Source organism: Legionella quinlivanii (assembly GCF_003265995.1).
Taxonomy (GTDB): domain Bacteria; phylum Pseudomonadota; class Gammaproteobacteria; order Legionellales; family Legionellaceae; genus Legionella_C; species Legionella_C quinlivanii_A.
Map to the genome: position 1 here is coordinate 84,266 of NZ_MVJN01000008.1, position 22,443 is coordinate 106,708.

Consider the following 22,443-nt stretch of genomic DNA (forward strand, 5'->3'; position numbering starts at 1 on the left):
CTTATTAAATTATAGCAAACTGAGATCATCCGATTCTGATTGGTCTCAAATAAGACTATAGTTAAAGAATGAGACACCGATAAGGAGATCGTTATGTCTACCTGTCAAGTATGTGGAAATGCTTATCAGAATCCTTTGGTTATCCAGCAAAATGGCAATCACTATACTTTTGACTGCTTTGAATGCGCTATTCAGGAATTAGCCCCTGAATGCAAGCATTGTTCCTGTAAAATAATAGGACACGGAATAGAAGCGAACGGCGAGTTTTATTGTTGTGCTCACTGCGCCAGAGAATCTGGGAAGTGAAGGTTGATTGAGCTCCATTAATTACTGGATAATCATAAATTCAGTTTATTTATACTTATATCAATGTTTAAAACTATTTGCATTGCGGGCGATGGGCCAATCGGTTTATATCTTGCTATACGTTTAACCCAGCTTGGCGTTAAAAATGTAAAGCTGATAGGTAAACGCGAGGGAGTCTATACACGACCAGGACAAGTTACCATCCAAACCTTTGAGAATATTTCAGATAAAATAAATCACCACTTATTTGTTCATCGCTCAAGTGATATCCATATTGCTAATAATCATCTAAAGGAATTAGAGAGAGAACTTTATCAATATGCAGTATCACTTAACATTCAGTTTATACATCAAAGCTTTTATCAAGTGTCAGACGCGAAAAATATAATTATTGTCGATAAGGAAAATAAACAGACACTCGAGACATGTGACTTACTGTTTGATGCAAGTGGTTCCAAACGAGTTGTTGTAACTGACATCAATAAGAAAGAAAACAGTCCTCAATTCATTGTTTCTGATGTGAGTTATAACCCTCTGCGCAGGCATTATCAAACTCAAGTTGTAATGGATGCTGAAAGTGTGGAACGTATTACCCTTAAGCGAGGTATCATGAGCCTGTTTCAGCCTGAATTGACAATATCTGAGAAACTAAAGCGAAAGCTGGCTTTTTACGAGGTTTACAAAAAATACGGTTGGCCAACGTTTGCCACCCCCGAGGTTCATCGTTTCATTTTTCAAAAAAACAAGGTTATTCTCTGTGCTGAAAAGCCGGCAAACATGCCGGAAGAATTTAATGATGAATGGGTCAGAGAATTACTTGCCTGTGAAACCTTACAACCCGATTTACGATTTAAAGACTTACCTCCTGCAAGAAAATATAAAAAGAAACCTCGCAAACAAGAGTTTGATGTCAATCCAAAAAAAATTGAACCTTTCTTTCGGGAAGCTACTCCCTGTTGTCCTGCTATTATTCCCATAGGTGACGCATTATTTGAACCCGATTTTCGCCTGGGGCAAGGAGTAAATGAGGGTATCAAAAGGGTGGACGCTTTTTTGGAATGTATACAAGTAAATGAAGGCGAAATTACATCAATTGAATGGAATGCTTATACTCAAAATCTTAAAGAATTAATTTCGGCTCAAACGAAATCTATTCAAGAAGAATATTCGGAAAGAATTAGAAAAATTGATTGCGCTGAATTTTATGAGGAAGAGAAAATTAAACGTTTAATTGAAGATTCATCAATAGTTGCAGAGGATCAAATTTTGGAGGAAGGAAAGCGGCTATTCGACTTGTTTAATGAACTCACTAAAATGCCAACAAATTTTAGACACCGACTGGCAGAATTTAAATTCAGTCTATCGCAAAAAATAAAACTATCTCAGAAATTTGACCAAAAAGGCAAGCTTATTGGAGAAAATGATTATTATATTAAACAGTCTTTATTAGAAGAGGCTTTAACATTCCACAATCCCGGTCGATTAAAAAATGAAATTGAAAGGGCTTTATTAGAGCTTGCGGAAGACTATTTACAAGCGGCCTTATGCGCGCTTAAAACGAAATGTAATTCTCGAGTAACAGCACAGTTTTTCAAACAATCGTTTAAAATTTATGAATTAGTTTTTTCCAGAATAAATCAATGTGTTTTTTATACAAGCTCTTTTTTTAAAGTGTCCTCAAAAAATAGCACTCCGATATTCTTATTGATTAGCCTTCATAAAGCGATTGAGCTATTTGGCGATAGCTCTAACTTCCAAAATAGAATCGACAAATTAAACTATTTTAAACTGATGACCATGATGAAAGTTATTCTTAAAGAAAGCTCTTCTATAAGAAATATTAAAAATACAGCGACTTATAATGAAATTAAAACTTTATACGCAGATCTGACAACGAGAAACTATTTGAGTATAGATAAGAGGAATCAATTAACCCACATTATTGGTGATATAGAGAGGAATTTTCAAAAATCAGAACCATCTTATTCAATGTGGCTTCATTGAATAAGATGAATGTACCCATGTGAGAAAAGAGTCCGGGCTCAGGGGGGCCCGGGATCATGTGTAATCAATTAAAAAAGTCGCGGGACAGGCATCCTGTTAAATGCTTATTTCTGTAATTTTTTTACAGAACTGACCCTGTGGAAGTTCTTCCAGAAGATTAAGCCATTGATCTCTGATTTCATCAGGAATTTCTTTCACATGTTGCGCATGGCTTTCATGACTATCCCAATATTCGACACAGGTAAATTTATTGATGTTGGAACAGTCCTGGTACAGTTCAATACTTTGGAATCCGGGAACTGATTTCATCATTTCAAATGAATGAATAAACTCATCACGAGCATAATCTTTTGTTGTAACAGTAAATATAAAAACCATTTAATCTTCCTCTTTTTTAACCAGGACAGGATATCATAAATTCAGTTTTTGAGCAGGGGTAAACTATCGATTAGTTTTCAAGGCTTAATGGTAAAAGATGATTCTTCAGCTGTTTCAATCCGGCTATCCTCAGGCCCTAAATTATTTTCCTGGGCATCCAGCTCTTCTGTCGTATCAACAGGGCTGCCCGCTTGCGTATCAAGAAATCTGCTTTTTATTTCAGCGTCGGTATCCACCGGAGAATGATTATTTTCTGCTTCTGTCTGTTCTTTGATTTTAAGCCATTTGGAATGAGGGGGTCTTGCCATGATACATCTCACAAATCGTGTGTATGATTTTAGTATAGAAGCACAAACGCCTGAAGATGAATTAAAATACAATATAACAAGCGGCTATTTGCTCACATAATCAGCCAGTAATTTTTGAAAATCGGCCTTCGTCAGCGGTTTCATAAATAAATCATTCATTCCTGCCGAGAGCGCTTCTTCATTCATGGCATGAACAGTGAGCCCAATTATAGGAACAGGTTTTTTATTATTTAAAACTTCCCAGTCTCTGATCCTGGTTGCCAGCTCCAGGCCGGAAAAATCAGGTAATCCCAAATCAGTGATGATCAGATCAAATTGATTTTCGGTAGCCAAACTAAACGCCAGTTCAGCATTATCGGCAGATAGCCAGCGGCACTGGCTTTGCTTGGCTAAACTTTGAATTGTGGTCAAAGCAATTAAATTATCCTCTACCAACAATATGAAAGGAATTGGCATTCTTTCAGATCCTTATAAGCCATACCGCGGAACAAATACAACAATTCTTTAAATGTAATGGCTATGATTCTCTTAAATTCTGTGAGAACTCATTAACCGGGTGATATTCCCAAAAGCAATACATAAGCGTCAACTTAAAATCCTCTCTCCCTGGGGAAAGTAAGAGAGCGCACACTAGCCCTCACGGCTATTAAGTAAGGCTCATTCGCATATTATACTGTCATCCCCGCGAAGGCGGGGATCCATCTCTGAGCAAGCTCCAGTGTCTATTGCGAAATGGATTCCCGCCTTCGCGGGAATGACAAAATTCTGTAACTAATTTCAGTACCTAGTCCATCCCAACTTTAGGAGGGGGATTTCTCTGGTAAACACTCATCAATACGCATCTAATATTCAATCCTTTATAGGATTATAGTCCGAGGAATAGCTAGTGTCATAATTCTATAGCATTAAATTGCGCTGTCTATTTAATCAATAGGCATCGCAACCAACTTATAAAATATATCGAGCCAAATCCTCATCATCAACCAGTTTACCCAAGTGCTTTTCAACGTAGGCTGCATCAATGTGAACCGATTCACCTGATTTATCCGTTGCCTCAAATGAAATAACCTCTAAAAGACGTTCCATAACCGTATAGAGACGGCGGGCGCCAATGTTTTCAGTACGTTCATTCACTTTCCAGGCCACTTCAGCAATACGGCGAATACCGCTATCGCCGAAGGTCAGCGTTAATCCTTCAGTAGCCATTAATGCTGAATACTGCTCGGTTAATGATGCGCTTGGCTCAGTAAGAATACGGACGAAATCTTCCACGCTTAATGCCGACAGCTCCACACGAATGGGCAGACGTCCCTGAAGTTCAGCAATCAAATCCGAAGGTTTCGCGACATGGAATGCACCGGAAGCAATAAATAAAATGTGATCCGACTTAATCATTCCATATTTGGTTGAGACAGTAGAACCCTCCACCAAAGGCAGGAGATCCCGCTGAACCCCTTCTCTGGAAACAGAACTGCTCATTCCAGTGTCTGCGCGCTGGGCCACTTTATCCAGCTCATCAATAAACACAATGCCGTGCTGTTCGACCTTTTCAATAGCCCGTAGCTTTATATCATCTTCATTGATTAACTTTGCCGCCTCTTCTTCACGCAAAATTTTCATGGCTTTGGAAATGATCATTTTACGGGTTTTAGTCCGGCCGTTGCCTCCCACTTGCTGAAACATCGATTGCAGCTGGCTGGTCATTTCTTCCATACCCGGAGGGGCCATAATCTCAATGCCTACGGGTGAAGAAGCGATTTCTATTTCAATTTCATTATCATCGAGCTTACCTTCCCTCAGCTGTTTACGAAAAACCTGCCGGGTTGAGTTCTCTTTTTCGCTGGCGAACGTGGCACCACGAGCTGCAGGAAGCAAGGCATCCAGTACACGCTCTTCAGCCGCATCCTCTGCCAGATGCTCTACTTTTCGCATCGCGTTTTCGCGTTCCTGCTTAATAGCGATATCAGCCAAATCTCTGATAATTGAATCGACATCACGCCCAACATAGCCTACTTCAGTAAACTTGGTAGCTTCTACTTTGATAAAGGGTGCTTGCGCCAGTTTGGCCAGGCGTCGTGCAATTTCAGTTTTACCAACGCCAGTTGGACCAATCATCAGAATATTTTTAGGCATAATTTCATTGCGCAATGAATCATCCTGAATCTGCATGCGCCGCCAGCGATTCCGTAAGGCAATTGCTACTGCTCTTTTGGCTTCATCCTGACCAATAATATATCGATCTAACTCCTGTACGATCTCACGTGGAGTCATCATAGTATTACTCATGCTCACTATCCAATTCTTCAATGGTTAAATTATGGTTGGTGTAGATACAAATCTCACCTGCAATTTGCAGACTTTTTTCCACGATTTCCCGGGCTGATAATTCGGTGTTTTCAAGCAAAGCGCGTGCGGCAGACTGAGCGAATGGACCTCCGGAACCAATTGCAATGAGTCCATGTGCCTCCGGTTCAATCACATCACCATTTCCGGTAATAATCAGAGAAGCCTTATGATCGGCAACAGCCAGCAGGGCTTCCAGACGGCGCAGCATTTTATCGGTTCGCCAGTCTTTTGCCAGTTCAACTGCCGCTCGAACCAAATGACCCTGATGCATCTCAAGTTTGCGTTCAAATCGTTCAAATAAAGTGAAGGCATCTGCCGTACCGCCAGCGAAGCCCGCGATCACCTTGTCTTTATATATACGGCGTACTTTACGGGCATTGCCCTTCATCACCGTGTTACCCAGTGTCACTTGACCGTCGCCCCCAATTATTACTTTATTCCCTCGTCGTACCGAAAGAATCGTAGTACCGCGATATTGCTCCAAGGCTGATTCCTCTTTTTTAAAGTCAAAGCTGTCAAATGGGGATTGATTAGTCATTTTCAATAGATATTGAAATATTTTTTGTGAGCCTCAGGCGGTGCTGCTCAATCAGGCTGGCAAGTCATGCAGCCCTTTTCTTCGCAGAGCTGGCAGAGGCCTTTCAATTCAATAGCTGCTTGCCCCAGGTTGAAATGAGAATTTTCAGTGATCTGTTTGAATAATTGCCTGAGCTGGTTATCATACACTTCCTGCACCTGATGGCAGTGATTACAGACCATTAAGAGTTCGGATGGCAAATGCTGCTCTGGCTGCTGGCAAAGGGTATAACACTGTATCGACTCTACTTTGTGCACTAATCCTGCAAAAACGAAATAATCCAGCACCCTGTAGACGGTAGGCGGCTGCGCATTAATTTTCGTTTCCAGCAGCAATTCAAGAATCTCATAAGCCTTTAGGGGCCTGTTTGCCGACCAAAGAATATAGAGGATTGATTTGCGAAGAGAGGTCAGTCGATTAACAAGTCCATTACAATATTGATTAAAGCGCTCAGGATACATTGTCAGGGGCTACTGTCTTAAGAAAAGAGACGCCGTTTTCCAGTGGCTCAATTGCGAGATATTCGGCAATACTTTGTCCAATATCAGCAAAGCTGTCTCTTCTGCCAATAAAGCAGCTGGGAGTATTCTTGCCAAAAGCGAGAACCGGAATATGTTCGCGGGTATGATCAGAACCCGGCTGGGTGGGATCGCAACCATGATCTGCCGCTATTACGACCAAATCGTCTGGTTGCAATATCGACAGAAGTTCAGGCAGGCGCGCATCAAACGCTTCGAGAGCCCGTGCATACCCAATGACATCGCGACGGTGTCCAAAAGAAGAATCAAAATCAACAAAATTTGTAAAGACCAGACTACCCGATGGTGCTGTATTCATAGCCTTCAGAGTTGCATCGAACAGGGCCATGTTGCCGTCAGCTTTAATGGTTTGAGTTAAACCCTGATGGGCATAAATATCAGCTACTTTTCCGATTGCAATCACTTCCCGATTATTTGCTTTGAGCTTATCCAGTAAGGTGGGTGCCGGCGGCAATGTAGCGTAATCTTTACGATTTCCCGTTCGAGTGAACGCTCCCGGCTTGCCGATAAAGGGGCGTGCAATCACTCGGCCAATCTGGTACTCATCCACCAGGCGCCTTGCCACTTCGCAAATTTCGTACAGCCTGTCCAAACCAAAATAATCTTCATGGGCCGCAATCTGGAACACGCTGTCAGCGGAGGTATAAACAATTGGCTGATTGCTAAGAATATGCGCTTCACCCAATTCATCAATAATGTGGGTGCCGCTCGCATGTTTAAGCCCCAGTACCCCGGCGATTTTGGTTTCTCTGATAAAATCAGCGATCAATTTTTCGGGGAAACAGTTTGGGGTATCTGGAAAATAGCCCCATTCAAATAAAACAGGAACCCCTGCCAGCTCCCAATGTCCGCTGGGTGTATCTTTACCCAGACTCTGTTCCACCGCATAACCATAATAGCCTTGAGGTTCATCCAGAGTGCTCAAATCAATGCGGGGAATACCGGTACTTGCCAAAGCAGCATGATAGAGTCCCAGGCGTGCCAGATTAGGAAGCATCAATGGACCCTGACGAACATTTTCGCGGTCGGCTTGCCCCTCGGCACAGGCAGCGTGAATATGGCCAAAGGTATCAGCGCCCTGATCACCATAGCGGATTGCATCCTGACTCGCGCCAAGACCAAAAGAATCCATCAATAATATACAAACGCGACCCAACATATTACGCCTCCACATGCCGGCCATGAGTTTCTCTTAATCCCCATAGAGAAAACAGTGCGACTAACAAGCCTATAGGCAAAATGATGGCAGCAAACTGGTAATCGCCCAACGAATAGACCGGTGTACCGCCGTGCATTTGCATTTCCCCATGACTCATTAATAGCACACTAAAGAGATTCTGATAAATAATGTAGCCGCCCTGGGTTAAAATCGAGATTACGCTGACAGCAGTCGCTGTAATCGATATGGGACTACTTTCTGCAACCAGCGCATAGCTAATGACCTGACCTGCCGTAAAAAATCCCAGCAGAAAAAATAAAATCTTCATTACTGGCAGAGAAACCGGGGCATAAAGCACAACCAGTAATGTAGCCAGTGATGCAATGACGCTGACCTTCATAGGTATTATCCTCAGACCCAGCTTGTCGGAGATCCAGCCAATGAATGGGCCGCCAATGATTGCACCAAGAAATAGCAAGGTATTCACCATTGACGCATCGTCTTTACTGACTCCCAGGCGCTGTACCAGATACAAAGAACCCATCATGGCGCCAAATACTGCAATGGCCATATTCATCAGACTGGTATATAGCGCGGCTCTTAAGGTTTGAGGATTCAGATAGGTTTGTTTAGCAACTGAAAGTACATTTAGTGATTGAGAGGAAGAGGATGACTTGACTTGTTTTTTCTCGATAATGCCAAAGAACATTAAGCATAATATAACCATTCCCAGCCATCCTACCTGAATCAGCGCATCCCGCCAGCCAACCTGAGACACCAGCTTGGTTAAAGGATATTGGGCTAACATGCCGCCAGTCATAGCTATGGTCACAATAATACCGGTAACCATTGCCATCTTGCGAGGAGGAAACCAGCGCGAGGCCAGGCGAATTGGGCCAAGAAAGCAAAAAGCGCTGCCAATACCAGTAATAAAGCGGCAAAGCAATGCCAGATAAAACGATTGAGCATTTGCCAGAATAAATGTGCTTAAAACACACAAAAACATGGCCAGCAATACTGTTTTTTTAGTGGAATAGGTATCTAAAACCAGACCCGCTACGAACAGGAAAATTACATTAGAAACATAGTAAATGCTGGACAAAAAAGCCATTTTATCAGCCTGAATATGAAAATCCTGCATGATGTTGTCAGCAATGGAGGCAAACATATTGCCCTGAATAAATTCATAAAAGAAAAATAGAGAAGCGCTCACACAAACCAGCCAGGGGAGCAATGACTCACGAAGTTTTCCAGTTTCTCGGTATTCTTCCACCATATGCATGTTCACTCCTTAATTAATACGGTTGCAGTAAGTTTCGCGTATGAGCATAGAGGCAATAAATGCCAGGATGATAGCTAAGGGAAACATCCACATTGCAAACTGAAAATCCGCCGTTGAGTAATTTTGTGTGCCACTGCCCGCATGGTGTTGAATCAGAAAGCCGAATAGAACCTGTCCAATACCACCGCCACCCATAATAAGCACTGAGGCAATACCCGTTGCCGCACCCGTATTTTCAGACGTATTGCTTTCTGCTATCAATGGATAGCTAATTACCTGCGTGCTGGTAAACAAACCCAGCATAAAAAAGAGAGCGCTTAGCTGGAACTGCGATAATTCCATATTGAAAAAGAGCGGCATTACCACGACTAAACTGCCTATAGCACCTGCGATCATTAATAGCTTTCGGCGTCCCTGGTAATCGGAAAGCCAGCCCACCAGCGGACAGCCAATAATACTGCCAATGAAAATCATACTGACTACATTACTGGCAGCCATTTCGGATAACTGATGCGCTTTCTGAAGATAACTCGCGCCCCATAAAGCACAAAGCACCATAATCGGCAGATTCAGAAAGGAGGTATATAAACCCGCTAACCAGGTTTGAGAATTGCTTAAAGCCTGGAAAAAGCCAGGCAGTAATTCAGGCCGGGAAGCAGAACGAGAAACATTGCTTTTATGGGGGCTGTCCTGAATATTGATTGCAATCCATGCTAACAGCAGCCCGCCTACGGCGCTGTCAATCAGCAAGGCGTTTCGCCAGCCGAAATTATTAACTAACTGAGCCAGAGGCGTATGCGCTGTCATTCCCCCCAAAAAGGCCATGGTCACTAAAGAACCAATCACAAATGCCTGACGGCGCGGAGGAAACCAGCGTGAAACCAGCACTACACAGGATAAAAAACAAAACGCATTACCAATTCCGGATAAAAAATGAAATATCGAAGCCAAGAGAAACGAATGAGTGACTGCAAAACCCAAAGTGCCAGCCACACAGATAAACATGGCAGTCAGAATGACCCGACGCGGTGAAAATCGATCGAGAATCAATCCTGCCGGCAGCAGAAAAAGAATGTCCGCCCACAGATACATGCTGGACATCCAGCTTAGCTGGGCCGCATTCAGGTTGAAATCATCCCGTAAGGGCTGATTGATTACATCAAAAATGTTTAGCTGAAAAAATTCATAGAAGAAAAATAAACCTGCAGAAAGACAAACCAACCAGGCTTTCATACCACCACGAGGCACACCAACTACACCCGAATCCAAGGCCAATGAGTCAGACAAGCATTCCCCCAGAAAATAGACGCCAAAACTGGGGCGCATTATATCAAATATTTGCGTTAAATGGTATCGCTATTGGACAAATAACTTGCAATTTAATCCCAGCTCCCCGCAGGATGCAAGAAAGCATCGCTTGCTGCACTGAAGCAATAACGATTATCCATTATTTTGCATTTTTGTTTTTATCGGCCTAATATGTGGATTACTTAAAAATAAGTAAAGAGGACTAAAATGATTCCCGCAAAAGGATATGCTGCCCTGCAACCTAAAAAAGAACTTACTCTCTACAATTTTGAACGCCGCGCTCCTGGCGATCATGATGTATTAATCGACATTAAATATTGTGGTATCTGCCATAGCGATATTCATCAGGTTCGGGAAGAATGGGGAACAGGACTGTTTCCAATGGTTCCTGGGCATGAAATAACCGGGATTGTCCATAAAGTGGGCGCCAAAGTCAGCCGATTTAAAAAAGGCGATCATGTCGGCGTGGGCTGTTTTGTTGATTCCTGCCGGCATTGTGAAAACTGTCAGGAGCATGAGGAACAATATTGCCGGGAAGGCACTACTTTTACCTATAACAGTAAAGAAAGAGTTAACGGACATACCACCCAGGGCGGATATTCCGATGCCATCGTGGTCGATGAAAATTATGTTCTGCGAATTCCTGAAAACATTCCTCTGAATAGCGCAGCACCTCTTTTATGTGCGGGAATAACGCTCTACTCTCCCCTGAGGCATTGGAATGCGGGCCCAGGTAAAAAAGTAGCCATCATTGGGTTAGGCGGCCTTGGGCACATGGGAGTCAAGCTTGCTCATGCAATGGGTGCCGAAGTGACGGTCCTTAGTCAATCGATGAAAAAAGAATCCGATGGGAAACGATTGGGAGCTGACCATTTTTATTCGACCAGCAATCCCGAAATCTTTTCCAAACTCGCTAATCATTTTGATCTGATTATCAACACGGTGTCTTCAGCGATTAACTGGGGGGATTATATGCAACTTCTGAAAACCAATGGAACAATGGTTATTCTTGGCATTCCACCGGAAAATGTGCCTATGGTTGCTATGCCGCTGATTGCGCAAAGACGAAGTATTGCAGGCTCATTAATCGGTGGAATTAAACAAACTCAGGAAATGCTCGATTTTTGTGGTAAACACAATATCAGTTCCGACATTGAACTCATTCCCATCGATTATGTGAATGAAGCTTATGAGCGCATCCTCAGGAGTGATGTGCGCTACCGTTTTGTAATTGACATGCAAAGTCTCAATGATGATCATACATTGATGTAATACCTCATTTTTTCAAGGAGAGAAGTTAATGGCAAAAGTACTTTGTGTTCTTTATAAGGATCCGGTAAACGGCTATCCCAAATCCTACGCCAGGGAGGATATCCCTGCGATTAATAGCTATCCTGGCGGTCAGACCGTGCCAAACCCTGAACACATTGATTTTAAACCGGGCGAGTTATTAGGTTCAGTCTCCGGCGAATTGGGTTTGCGTCCTTTTTTGGAAAAAATGGGGCATCAATTGGTGGTTACCGCTGACAAGGAAGGACCAGATTCTGAGTTTGAAAAAGAGCTGGTTGACGCAGATGTCGTGATTTCCCAGCCCTTCTGGCCTGCTTATTTAACTGCCGAGCGGATTGCCAAAGCAAAAAATCTGAAACTGGTGATTACGGCCGGTATCGGTTCTGATCATACAGATTTAAATGCAGCGATAGCAAAAGGCATCACGGTGGCTGAAGTCACTTACTCCAATAGCATCAGCGTCTCTGAGCACGTGGTGATGATGATACTGGCTCTGGTGAGAAATTACATTCCCTCCTATCAATGGGTAATTAATGGGGGCTGGAATATTGCCGATTGCGCTGCCCGTTCTTACGATCTTGAAGGAATGACGGTAGGCTCTCTTGGCGCTGGAAGAATTGGTCTTGCGGTAATGAAACGTTTGAAACCTTTTGATGTAAAACTGCATTACACTGATCAGCATCGTTTGCCAGAAGCTACCGAAAAAGAATTAGGTCTGGTTTACCATGAAACACTGGAATCGATGATCCCGCTTTGTGATGTGTTCACCATTAATGTGCCTTTGCATGCTGAAACAGAACATTTGGTAAATGACGCCTTGATCGACAAAATGAAAAATGGCGTGTATATCGTCAATACTGCAAGAGGCAAAATCTGTGATCGCGATGCCATTGCCAGAGCGTGCAAGAATGGAAAAGTTGCAGGTTATGCAGGTGATGTATGGTTCCCGCAGCCAGCTCCGGAAGATCACCCCTGGCGCTCCATGCCTCATCATGCCATGACCCCTCATATTTCCGGAACAAGCTTATCTGCCCAGGCCCGGTATGCCGCAGGTACCCGTGAAATACTGGAGTGCTGGTTTGCAGGAAAACCGATTCGGGACGAGTATTTAATTGTCGATAAACACCAGCTTCGGGGTGCAGGCGCTCATTCCTACACCAGCGGCAAAATAACAGTCGGTGAAAATTAAATCCCCCGAGCGTTATCATCTAATGAGAATAGCAGGTCGGTCACTATGGCTAATGGCACTGCTTTAAAGCTTTAATCTACTCCCTACGTCCCTCGGCTTGAGTCCGAGGGATCCAGGCATCTCATGCTTTTTTAAAAGCATAGGGTATAAGAAAACACAGGGATAGAAACAAATATCCCCGCAGCATATTAATCAATAATTATTCACAATGGTTGAAATTTACAATATCACTGGTTATACTCAGCAACTTTTGACTCTATTGGAACCTTTATTATGCCGTCCAACTTTTCTGAAGAACGATACAAAGCTCTGAAATCGCAGGCTATTGAAGCAATTGACCAGAATAATCTGCAACAGTTGAAAGAACTTCTCAACCAATCCTATCATGGGCTTTTACCAGTACTTACAAGAAAAGGACGGGGAGTCACCTTCTCAACCAGAGAAGGCATGGTTCCTTATTTGAATACTCGCAATGAGAAAGCCTTTTTAAGAGATCGGGCGATTCAAAAAGATCACGTAGCCATCGTTGATTTTTTATTCACTGATGGCATGGGGGTCCGGACTGAATTAAACTGCGTTGACGTGGTAAGTGATGAAGTTCGTGAGAAGTCTTATAGAGAGCGCTTTCTGAATAAGGCTTTGGAATACAATAGCAGGAAGGTTATCGATCATTTGCTCACAAAAGGCTTTTCGCTTTCTGTAGAACAACTAAAGCAGTACGCCAGAAATAATAATGCAGAACAGTATTTAAATGCAGTCACCCCTCTTTTAAACAAACTTTCTTCCTTAGTTAAAAAAGCGGATAGTCTTCACAGTCGGGGATATTACCAGGAGTCTGCACGAGTTCGCTCACTGGAACTATTTATACGAAATCAAATTAAATTGTATCTTGATTCCTGTATTGCTCAGCCTGAGAAAAGTGCAGAACACTTGGAAAAGCAGCTTAAATCGCCCTGCTATCCATTCACTTCCACTGTGAAAGATGAACTCAGGAACCACAGGGGATATAAAGAATTTTTTGCAAACCTTATGATTACAATATCCACATTATTTATCGCAAATATTTATCAGGCAGTTGCCACAAAAGGCGAGTCGTTTTTCTTTAAATTCAACACAGATTCTGTAAATCAGTTAACTGAAGTACAAAACAGCCTTTATGAATGCAGCCTCTGATAAACAAAGGCTTGTATAAAAGTTGTTATGCCAGCCTGGGCTTATCTGATTTCTTGTTGTTAATTTCACTTTGTATTAGAATACAATTCAATCATTTGGCAGGAAGCCTCAATGCGTTCTTTGCACTCTGTTATCCTGCATAACTTACTCTGGACAGATCATGCAAGCACCAAGCATTTTACGCAAACTCGGCATCTTAATATCGGCATTAATCCCTTCTTTTGCAATGGCTGGCATACCGCTCTGGACCTTTAAGCCTTTGACGCCTACGGCACTTTCCTTATCCGCCAATGATACAGCGATAGTCCAATATCTGGTTACTAATCAATCCAGCCGGCCCCATACCCTGAATATGGTTCCTATTCGAGGCATCACCCAGTTAACTACAGGCCTTGGCGTTTGCGGCAGCAGCTTCGTATTATCGGCACATGCTTCCTGCACACTGTCACTGCAGATCAATGGCAGTTTAATAACCCAGCAGGTAACTAACGGTCCGAGTGTTTGTCAGAGCGGCTCTCCCAATCAATGTTATCAGCCTAATCCTGCGGACACTTTACGCATCACCATTAAACCCGCAGCTACTGATGCATTGATCTCGGTAAGCAACTCGCCGTTAAGCCTGCTTGCCGGAGAAAACGGGGTATTAATTATCCACAATAATTCACTTGAAGTGAGCGCTACAAACATTGTGTCCAATTTTTCAGGGACGGCTCTTGAAGGAAAAGTGATTGAAACAGGAAATACCTGCGCCAGTGTTCTTCCAGGGAAAAATTGCACGCTGACTTATACGGGGCTTCAGCCAGCGTTGCCTGGCAGTTTCAGTATAAAAGGGAGTAATACCAATACAGTCTATGCGGCCATTGAAATTAAATCCGCGGCCACTATATCCTCGATCAATCCCAATTCTGGACTGACAAATGGAGGCACAGGATTTGTTTTAACAGGCTCTGGATTATTGGGCGTGACTGGCGTCAGTTTTGATGGGGTGCCAGCCACCTATGTGAATGTAGTGAATTCAATGACCGTTACGGGTGTGACACCTGCGCATGCTGCAGGTACCGTCGATGTAACTGCTTTGACTGCGAATGGAACAGCTACTTTAAATAACGGATACACATTCGTCCCTCCCGCGATTGGAGAAGCCACTCAGGGGGGAATCGTTGCCTGTTCGGGCGGTCCGCAACTCAATTTGATTGCGGCTGTCACTGACAACAGTCCTGGCATGAACTGGGGGGGAGACGGTATTCCCACGGGAGCAACGAATTTCTTGAATGGGACAGCGAATACGGAAACGATTATCAGTGTTTTAGGTGCCAATGGCGGTAACCCCTATGCCGCTTTACTGTGCAGCAATTTTGAAGTGGACTCGCAGGGGAACACTCCCTGTGAGCCAGGTAATGCCTGTTACAATGACTGGTTTTTACCTGCTCTATTTCAGTTAAATTGTCTTTACAGTAATCAGGTAGCTATTGGAGGTTTTTCTGCAGTTCCTTACTGGACTTCTACCGAATTTAACCCCGCATTTGCCTACAGAGTCAATTTTGCAAATGGAGATAATCTATTTGCAGGCAAGGACACTAGTGGCTATCGCGTCCGCTGTGTGCGAAATCTTATGCCTTGACAGGGTTAAGATCTAAGCTCTTAAAATTAATTGCTTTCCAGAACGGGAGGGAATTTTTTCGCCGGGTAATAATACACCCACTAGATTTAAAGGGTCTACCGCAAAGATAGAGATTTCCTGCGCCTCAGTTTGCGCTGGAGTGGCTCGTAATGAGTCCACTGCATAAGCCAATGCAAACTGCTCACCGGTAAAGCCGCTGATAAATCGTCCGCCGCGGATTTCTCCCTGCGCTTCCAGTCGACGAAAACCGCTTAGCAATTCTGACCAGGATGCCGCGATTTTTTCCCGCATAACAATCTCACGAAAACAGACCCCGTAGCGCTTTAACAGGATTCGACAGATGGATTCAATACGCCGCTCTGGCTCTACTGGCTTAGCGGCACGCAATAAGGACCAGCGTCCCTGACTGAATAAATTATGGCGGCGAGGACGTCGGCCGGTCCGCCGCTGCGGGTCTATCATGGCACGTAAGTTATCGAAGCTGTCAGCGCTTATCAAACCTGCCGCCACCAACTCCCAGAGCGCATTTTCAACTTCTGTCTTTAACTTCTGCACATCACTGACAATATCGCTGAAGAATGAAGCGCCATGCGTTTGCAGGTAGCTATAAACCACTTGGGCGTTATAGCTTAAACTTTTTAATTCCTCTGCAGTATAGGCGGATTTTCCAGCCAGCCAGCCTGATTCTTCCCGGATTAAAAAGGTTATAGGCGTGACACTGTTCGCCTGAATCGACTTGTAACTGCTGATTTCAAGATCCTTCTCTTTCAGGGAGGATTCAATACTGGGATGGAGGCTGGGTCTGCCCCACATGACTACCCCCGAGAGACAAAGCCTGTCTAGCAAATCCGGACTGTAATCACTTACCCGTTTGGCAAAAATCTGCTTTTCCCAGGCATTTGCCGGAATTTCATAGGCCTGTAACTGGCGGATGACTTCTAAAACACCCTGCTCACCCTTAAGCTGGCTTTTGCCGGTGATATGCTGCCATTTAGCCAGCCAGCGAATAAATTGCAGAGCGCTTACCGGTTCAATTTCCTTTCGTAATTTCGCCAGTGTCTGCTGATGAATTCTTGCCAGTAGACGCCGTTCACACCACTCCATTACGCCCTGGTTTTGTCGAAAATGTCCTCGTAGAATCTGACCGCTTGCTTCCAGTTTTAACAGACCATTATTGATCTGGCTTTCAGGTAACTTTAATAAATCGACAAGCTCGCTTACATTGACTGGGCCAAGATGCTGCATCCACCCTCTCAGCATCATCAGCAAGGCATCATCTGCATCATAGACTTGACTATCCCATTCAATAAAATCCTCTGTAAAAACAGCAGATGGATAAACTGCCTGATAGGCATTCTTTTTCTCGGTTGCAACCCAGAATGCCTGACCCTCTACATGGGCAGTACCCGCACGATTCGCATTTTGCAATTGTTCAAACAACATAGACCAGCTATCAGAGATGCGCAGATTATCACAGGAAAGACCAATCATCGTTTGCAGAAAATCATGCAATTCGTCCGCGTTTCTGATATCTGGCCAGGCCTGTCTTTGTACATCGGCAATCACTTCCCCATCAAGCTGCCCCATATTGCCCTGCAGCCATTCAGGTAAAATCCGCCGCATGGCCACTGCCCGCGTTCGCCGCTCTTCCAAAGGCGCATCGTCAAGGAAAGCATAAGGGTTTGCATTGAGGATCTCATGCGAAAATACTGAAGGGGTTGGCGTATCCACGGCGATACAGTGTATCGTTCCCGCTTTAATCGCTTTAAGCAGTTCACGCAAGCCCTCAATATCCATCGCTTCGGTCAGGCAGTCTTTCATGGTTTCATCGATCAAAGGATGTTCAGGCAACTCCACATCCTTTCCACCCAGATTGTCCTGACAAGCGGCGGCTTGCGGGAAAACTGCAGCCAGAAGATCATCTGCACGCATGCGTAATATATTAGGCGGCACTTTGCGGCCATTGCGGTATCGCATTAAAGCCAAAGCCCTGATTGCATCCCAACGCCAGCGGGTTGTGAAAACAGGTGATTGCAAAACTGCCTGCACCAGAACCTTTTTTATTGTTGCCGGATGGAGAAACTGAAAAACATCTTCAAGCGGAAAGCTGTGTTGCTCGGCTAAAGAGATTGCTAACCCATCGTCCGTTGCCGCTGCCTGTAATTCAAAATTAAAGGAACGGCAGAAACGTTTGCGTAATGCCAGCCCCCAGGCCTTATTGATACGCGCACCAAATGGGGCATGAATAATTAGCTGCATTCCGCCTGACTCATCAAAAAACCGCTCGGCGATAATCGTCTTCTGGCTGGGAACTGCCCCTAATAAAGCACGTCCTTCAAGGACATAATCAATCATTTGGCCCGCAGCATAATCACTGACACGACAGTGGGCGGTTAACCATTCCCTTGCTTTTTTCTGAATTGCAGAGTCAGTAGCTGTTGGTATTGGAAGTAATTCATCTATTTTGTTTCTTAAGCTGGAAACCTGTAAAGACAATTCATTACTACGGGCTGGTGCTTCCCCCAGCCAGAAAGGCACTGTGGGTGCTGCACCCTGAGCGTCCTCAACAATGACTCTTCCTCTGGTATTTTCAACTTTGTACACCCTCCAGGACGTATTGCCCAACAAAATGACATCGCCGCGATGGCTTTCCACAGCGAACTCCTCATCGAGAGTACCCACTACAATTTCTTCAGGAGCGGCAATGACCGTAAATAAATTGGTTTCCGGAATTGCACCGCCATTCATAATGGCCGCCATGAGACTGCCTCTTCGCCCCTTTACAATGCCATTGATTCGATCGCGAAAGAGATAAGCTCCGTAGCGCCCGCGAGAAGCGGCAATGCCTTCACTTAGCATTTCCAGAACGGTATTAAAAACCTCTCTTTTCAAATGACGGTAAGGATAACTGCGTTTCACTAATTTGAATAATTCCTCTTCGCTCCATTCGTCGGTGGCGCAAGCCGCTACTATCTGCTGTGCCAGAATATCCAACGGCTGCTCGGGTATTATCAACCGATCCAAATCACCGCTGTAGATGCCATATACCAAAGCGGCACACTCCAGCAGCTCATCGCGGGTAGTAGCAAAAAAATGGCCTCTTGAAATTGCGCCGTGCCAATGGCCGGCACGGCCCACGCGCTGTAATGCAGCGGCCAAGGCCCGTGGTGATCCAATCTGGCACACCAGATCCACGGTACCAATATCAATGCCAAGTTCTAAAGAGGCGGTTGCCACAATCACTTTTAAGGCGCCGGTTTTCAACCCATTTTCGGCTGCCAATCTTAATTTGCGCGACAAACTGCCGTGATGGGCGGCCACCAATTCCTTGCCTATGCGGTTAGCAAGGTGATGCGACATGCGCTCTGATAGTTTCCGTGTATTGACAAAGACCAGCGTGGAGCGATTCTGCATGGCCAATTCTGCTACGCGATCATAAATTTCATCCCAGACATCATTGGAAGTGACAGCCTCCAGCGCGGTTTTAGGAACCTCTACCTTAAGATCCAGATGGCGCTGATGACCGATGTTAACGATATTCGGAACGGCGCGGCAACTGCCGCTTAAAAATTTAGCCACTTCTTCGATGGGTTTTTGGGTCGCAGATAAGCCAATCCGGACAGGCAATTCATAGGTCAGTTTTTCCAGGCGCTCGAGAGACAAGGCCAGATGAGTTCCGCGCTTACTATTAACCAGAGCATGGATTTCATCGACGATGACAGTGCGAACTGTTTTTAACAAAGCTCGGCTCTTTTCTGCAGTCAGTAACAAGTAGAATGATTCCGGTGTTGTTACCAGAATATGAGGCGGCTTTTTTAACATCGATTGCCTGTCCTTTGCCGGTGTGTCGCCAGTTCTGACGGCCACCCGAATATCATCCATTATTATGCCCGCCGCATTCGCATTCTCCTGAATTTGCTTTAAAGGGCCAAGAAGGTTCTTTTGGATATCATTGCCCAGGGCTTTCAGAGGTGAGATATAAATCACTTCGGTTTGATTCTCCAATCTGTTTTCCACTGCCGCGCGCATGAGTTGATCAAGGCAAACCATGAAGGCAGCAAAGGTTTTGCCCGAACCGGTTGGCGCAGAAATTAAAGTATGCTCGCCAGCCAGGATTCCTGGCCAACCTTCAATCTGCGGTGCGGTAGGCGTCTCAAACTGATTAATGAACCATTCCTTAATTAAGGGATGAGCCCAATCGATACTATGTGGATAGGAAGAGATCATGGCTATAGTATAGCAAATCTCGGCTTCGAAAAGGGCAAACCTGAGATTTGCAAAAAACGGATTTCAATCCTAAGTTTATTAAATGACAGGGAATAGTGAGACCCAACATGCTAGCCTTCAACCAGGATAAAGCAGAACAATTTTCGCAACATTTATTACTGCTTCTGAACCACGCCGCTTTAGCCTTAATGATATCAATAGGCCATCGCAGTAAACTCTTTGATGTAATGAGTACAATGGACGCTGCAAATAGTGAAACAATTGCCCAGAATGCAAACTTAAATGAGCGCTATGTCCGGGAGTGGCTCAATGCGATGGTTACAGGCGGCATCATTGATTATGATACGCAGCAAAAGCTCTATTCTTTACCAGCGGAACATGCCGCGTTTCTAACCCGGGCAGCCTCTCCGAATAATATTGCGGTGATCGCCCAGTTTATTCCTATTCTGGCCAACGTAGAAGATTTAATCCTCAATGCATTTATCCATGGCGGCGGCGTGCCTTATGAAGCCTATCACCGTTTTCACAGCGTCATGGCAGAACAAAGCGGACAAACTATTTATCTGGCTTTACTGGATAAGATTATTCCCTTAGTCAATGGTTTGAGGGAACAACTCCAGCAAGGGATTAAAGTGCTCGATATTGGCTGCGGTTATGGACGCGCGCTCAGCTTAATGGCCGAAAATTTTCCCAATAGCCAGTTTTATGGATTTGATTTATGTGAGGAAACCATTGACCATGCCAATGCACTGGCCCTGCAGAAAGGTCTGACTAATCTTCATTTTATGCGTAGGGATTTAGCGAAATGGCATGAACAAAATCAATACGATTTGATTACCAGCTTTGATGTGATTCATGATCAAGCCCATCCAAAGGACGTCCTCAAGGCTGTTTATGAGGCCTTAAAACCACAAGGAGTGTTTCTGATGCAAGATATAAAGACTTCCAGCCAGGTGGAAAAAAACACTAATCACCCGATTGCACCCCTGATTTATACCATTTCATGTCTGCATTGCATGACGGTTTCGCTGTCACAAAATGGAGCGGGGCTGGGGGCCGCCTGGGGAGAGGAGCTGGCGGAGGAAATGTTAAAAGATGCCGGATTTACCCAGATTGAAAAAAGCTATCTTGAACATGACATCATGAATACTTATTACATTGTTCACAAATAAAGGATTTTGCTTAAAATTCAATCTATATTTTAAACAGGCTATTTTCGCAGGTTAAACGTCATGAACTCTTTGCATCAGGCTCTTGTCGTGTGTTCCTTAAGCCTGATTATTTCTATTAGTCAGGCCCAAACTGTTCCAACTCAGCCTGGCACACTGCTTAATGATATCCATTCCGGCTTAAATCCTACTCAGCATCTACAAGTTATTCATCCGGTTTCGATAACAGAAATTCAAAATACAATTCAGAAAGCCAGGCAGAAGGGTTTATCAATCAGTATTAGCGGCGGTCAACATTCAATGGGCGGACAACAATATGGCAGAGGCACTATTAATCTGAATATGTCTCGCTTTAATAAGGTAATTGGTCTTGACAGTGACAAAGGGATTGTCGAAGTTCAGGCCGGAATTGAATGGCCAGAATTAGTTGCCTGGCTGCGTAAGAATCAAACTAATCCGCCACAGTGGGGAATCCGGCAAAAGCAAACCGGGGCGGACAAATTGAGTATTGGCGGCGCCCTGTCCTCCAATATTCATGGGAGAGGTCTTAATATGTCTCCCATAATTGATGATGTCGAATCGTTTACACTCGTGGATGCCAATGGAGATTTGCTGGAATGCAGCCGCACTCAGAACGCCGAGTTATTCAAGCTGGTTATTGGCGGTTATGGACTGTTTGGCGTTATTGCAACTGTCAAACTGCGCCTGGCACCGGTAACCACACTTGAAAGAGAGGTACAGGTAATTAATATTGATCAATTCATTCCTCTGGTAAGTCAGCGCATCAAAGAGGGTTATTTATATGGCGATTTCCAGTTTGCAATTGATCCCGCCTCGGATGATTTCATGAAGAAGGGCATTTATTCATTGTATAAGCCAGTCAATATTCAAGTGGATACGCAAAAACCCCAGAAAGAATTGACCAATCAGGACTGGACAAAACTGCTGATATTAGCCCATAAAAATAAATCGGCAGCCTTTACAATTTACTCAAACTATTATCTGGGAACCAATGGCCAGCTTTATCGATCTGACACGCATCAAATGGGATTTTATTTAAATAATTATCATCAGCTGATTGACTCCAATTCCTCGGAAATGATTAGCGAAATTTATGTACCGAGAGATCAGCTGGTTCCTTTGTTTAATCAATTACGCGGTGATTTTCGCAAATATAAAATCAATCTGATATACGGAACAATACGCCTGATAAAAAAAGACAATGAAAGTTATTTACCCTGGGCCACACAGGATTATGCCTGTATCGTTTTCAATTTTCATGTAGACCATTCAAAACAAGGCATAGCAAAAGCCCAGCATGATTTCCGATTAATTATCGACAGGGCCCTGGAACATGATGGCAGCTACTTCCTGACCTATCATCGCTGGGCCAGAAAAGATCAGGTTCTTAAAGCATATCCGCAATTTATTGAATTTTTAAAACTCAAAAAAAAGTATGATCCTGATGAAATTTTTCAATCCAACTGGTACCGGTATTACAAACAACTGTTTAATTTGGATAGCAGCACCTCTTGATGTTATAATCTTCAGCAAATTCTCTGTTTAG

At 44.0% G+C, this 22,443-nt stretch carries 18 protein-coding genes; 8 read left to right on the plus strand and 10 right to left on the minus strand.

What is annotated here, in order from left to right; all coding sequences use genetic code 11:
• Window positions 1-93 precede the first annotated feature (93 nt).
• Together B1207_RS11320 and B1207_RS11325 are read left to right on the plus strand one after the other, a co-directional pair.
• Entirely contained in the window at window positions 94-306 is a 213-nt protein-coding gene (locus B1207_RS11320; RefSeq protein ID WP_112220076.1) for a hypothetical protein, read from the plus strand.
• Window positions 307-369: 63 nt separating this feature from the next.
• Window positions 370-2,310, plus strand: coding sequence for a hypothetical protein (locus B1207_RS11325; protein ID WP_112220077.1), 1,941 nt, complete (start codon window positions 370-372; stop codon window positions 2,308-2,310).
• Window positions 2,311-2,406: 96 nt separating this feature from the next.
• On the opposite strand, the gene B1207_RS11330 is transcribed toward B1207_RS11325, so the two are convergent.
• From B1207_RS11330 to B1207_RS11370, 9 genes are all read right to left on the minus strand, one after another.
• Complete coding sequence (locus B1207_RS11330; RefSeq protein WP_112220078.1) at window positions 2,407-2,688, minus strand: antibiotic biosynthesis monooxygenase family protein; 282 nt, start codon at window positions 2,686-2,688, stop codon at window positions 2,407-2,409.
• A gap of 77 nt (window positions 2,689-2,765) precedes the next feature.
• Complete coding sequence (locus B1207_RS11335) at window positions 2,766-2,996, minus strand: hypothetical protein (RefSeq protein WP_233011570.1); 231 nt, start codon at window positions 2,994-2,996, stop codon at window positions 2,766-2,768.
• Window positions 2,997-3,080: 84 nt separating this feature from the next.
• Complete coding sequence (locus tag B1207_RS11340; RefSeq protein ID WP_112220079.1) at window positions 3,081-3,452, minus strand: response regulator; 372 nt, start codon at window positions 3,450-3,452, stop codon at window positions 3,081-3,083.
• 492 nt (window positions 3,453-3,944) lie between these two features.
• On the minus strand, window positions 3,945-5,282 hold the full coding sequence (hslU, locus tag B1207_RS11345; protein WP_253255846.1) for an ATP-dependent protease ATPase subunit HslU: 1,338 nt from the start codon (window positions 5,280-5,282) through the stop codon (window positions 3,945-3,947).
• On the minus strand, window positions 5,275-5,826 hold the full coding sequence (hslV, locus tag B1207_RS11350; RefSeq protein WP_112220188.1) for an ATP-dependent protease subunit HslV: 552 nt from the start codon (window positions 5,824-5,826) through the stop codon (window positions 5,275-5,277). Before hslV ends, hslU begins: the two co-directional genes overlap by 8 nt.
• Before the next feature lie 101 nt (window positions 5,827-5,927).
• Window positions 5,928-6,380 (minus strand): Fur family transcriptional regulator, encoded by a 453-nt coding sequence (locus B1207_RS11355; protein ID WP_112220080.1) that lies wholly within the window; start codon window positions 6,378-6,380, stop codon window positions 5,928-5,930.
• The gene (locus tag B1207_RS11360; protein ID WP_112220081.1) at window positions 6,370-7,617 is read right to left on the minus strand and encodes a phosphopentomutase; all 1,248 of its coding nucleotides are present in this window, start codon (window positions 7,615-7,617) and stop codon (window positions 6,370-6,372) included. The genes B1207_RS11355 and B1207_RS11360 overlap by 11 nt, the downstream gene beginning before the upstream one ends.
• A gap of 1 nt (window position 7,618) precedes the next feature.
• A complete protein-coding gene (locus B1207_RS11365) occupies window positions 7,619-8,899 on the minus strand; it encodes an MFS transporter (RefSeq protein WP_112220082.1) in 1,281 nt (426 codons plus the stop codon).
• Window positions 8,900-8,908: 9 nt separating this feature from the next.
• Window positions 8,909-10,186, minus strand: a complete 1,278-nt coding sequence (locus B1207_RS11370) for an MFS transporter (RefSeq protein WP_112220189.1) — start codon at window positions 10,184-10,186, stop codon at window positions 8,909-8,911.
• A 228-nt stretch (window positions 10,187-10,414) separates the two neighbouring features.
• Between B1207_RS11370 and B1207_RS11375 the strand changes: the two genes are divergently transcribed.
• From B1207_RS11375 to B1207_RS11390, 4 genes are all read left to right on the plus strand, one after another.
• The gene (locus B1207_RS11375; RefSeq protein WP_112220083.1) at window positions 10,415-11,479 is read left to right on the plus strand and encodes an NAD(P)-dependent alcohol dehydrogenase; all 1,065 of its coding nucleotides are present in this window, start codon (window positions 10,415-10,417) and stop codon (window positions 11,477-11,479) included.
• Window positions 11,480-11,507: 28 nt separating this feature from the next.
• Window positions 11,508-12,686 carry an NAD-dependent formate dehydrogenase gene (locus B1207_RS11380; protein ID WP_112220084.1) on the plus strand — a complete coding sequence of 393 codons (1,179 nt, stop codon included), beginning with the start codon at window positions 11,508-11,510 and terminating at the stop codon, window positions 12,684-12,686.
• A 273-nt stretch (window positions 12,687-12,959) separates the two neighbouring features.
• Complete coding sequence (locus B1207_RS11385; protein WP_112220085.1) at window positions 12,960-13,859, plus strand: hypothetical protein; 900 nt, start codon at window positions 12,960-12,962, stop codon at window positions 13,857-13,859.
• Window positions 13,860-14,019: 160 nt separating this feature from the next.
• The gene (locus B1207_RS11390; RefSeq protein ID WP_253255847.1) at window positions 14,020-15,480 is read left to right on the plus strand and encodes an IPT/TIG domain-containing protein; all 1,461 of its coding nucleotides are present in this window, start codon (window positions 14,020-14,022) and stop codon (window positions 15,478-15,480) included.
• Between the two features lie 12 nt (window positions 15,481-15,492).
• On the opposite strand, the gene B1207_RS11395 is transcribed toward B1207_RS11390, so the two are convergent.
• The gene (locus tag B1207_RS11395) at window positions 15,493-19,707 is read right to left on the minus strand and encodes a DEAD/DEAH box helicase (protein WP_112220086.1); all 4,215 of its coding nucleotides are present in this window, start codon (window positions 19,705-19,707) and stop codon (window positions 15,493-15,495) included.
• A 107-nt stretch (window positions 19,708-19,814) separates the two neighbouring features.
• Between B1207_RS11395 and B1207_RS11400 the strand changes: the two genes are divergently transcribed.
• On the plus strand, window positions 19,815-20,879 hold the full coding sequence (locus B1207_RS11400) for a class I SAM-dependent methyltransferase (protein ID WP_112220087.1): 1,065 nt from the start codon (window positions 19,815-19,817) through the stop codon (window positions 20,877-20,879).
• A gap of 60 nt (window positions 20,880-20,939) precedes the next feature.
• On the plus strand, window positions 20,940-22,412 hold the full coding sequence (locus B1207_RS11405) for an FAD-binding protein (RefSeq protein ID WP_112220088.1): 1,473 nt from the start codon (window positions 20,940-20,942) through the stop codon (window positions 22,410-22,412).
• The last annotated feature ends 31 nt before the right edge of the window (window positions 22,413-22,443 follow it).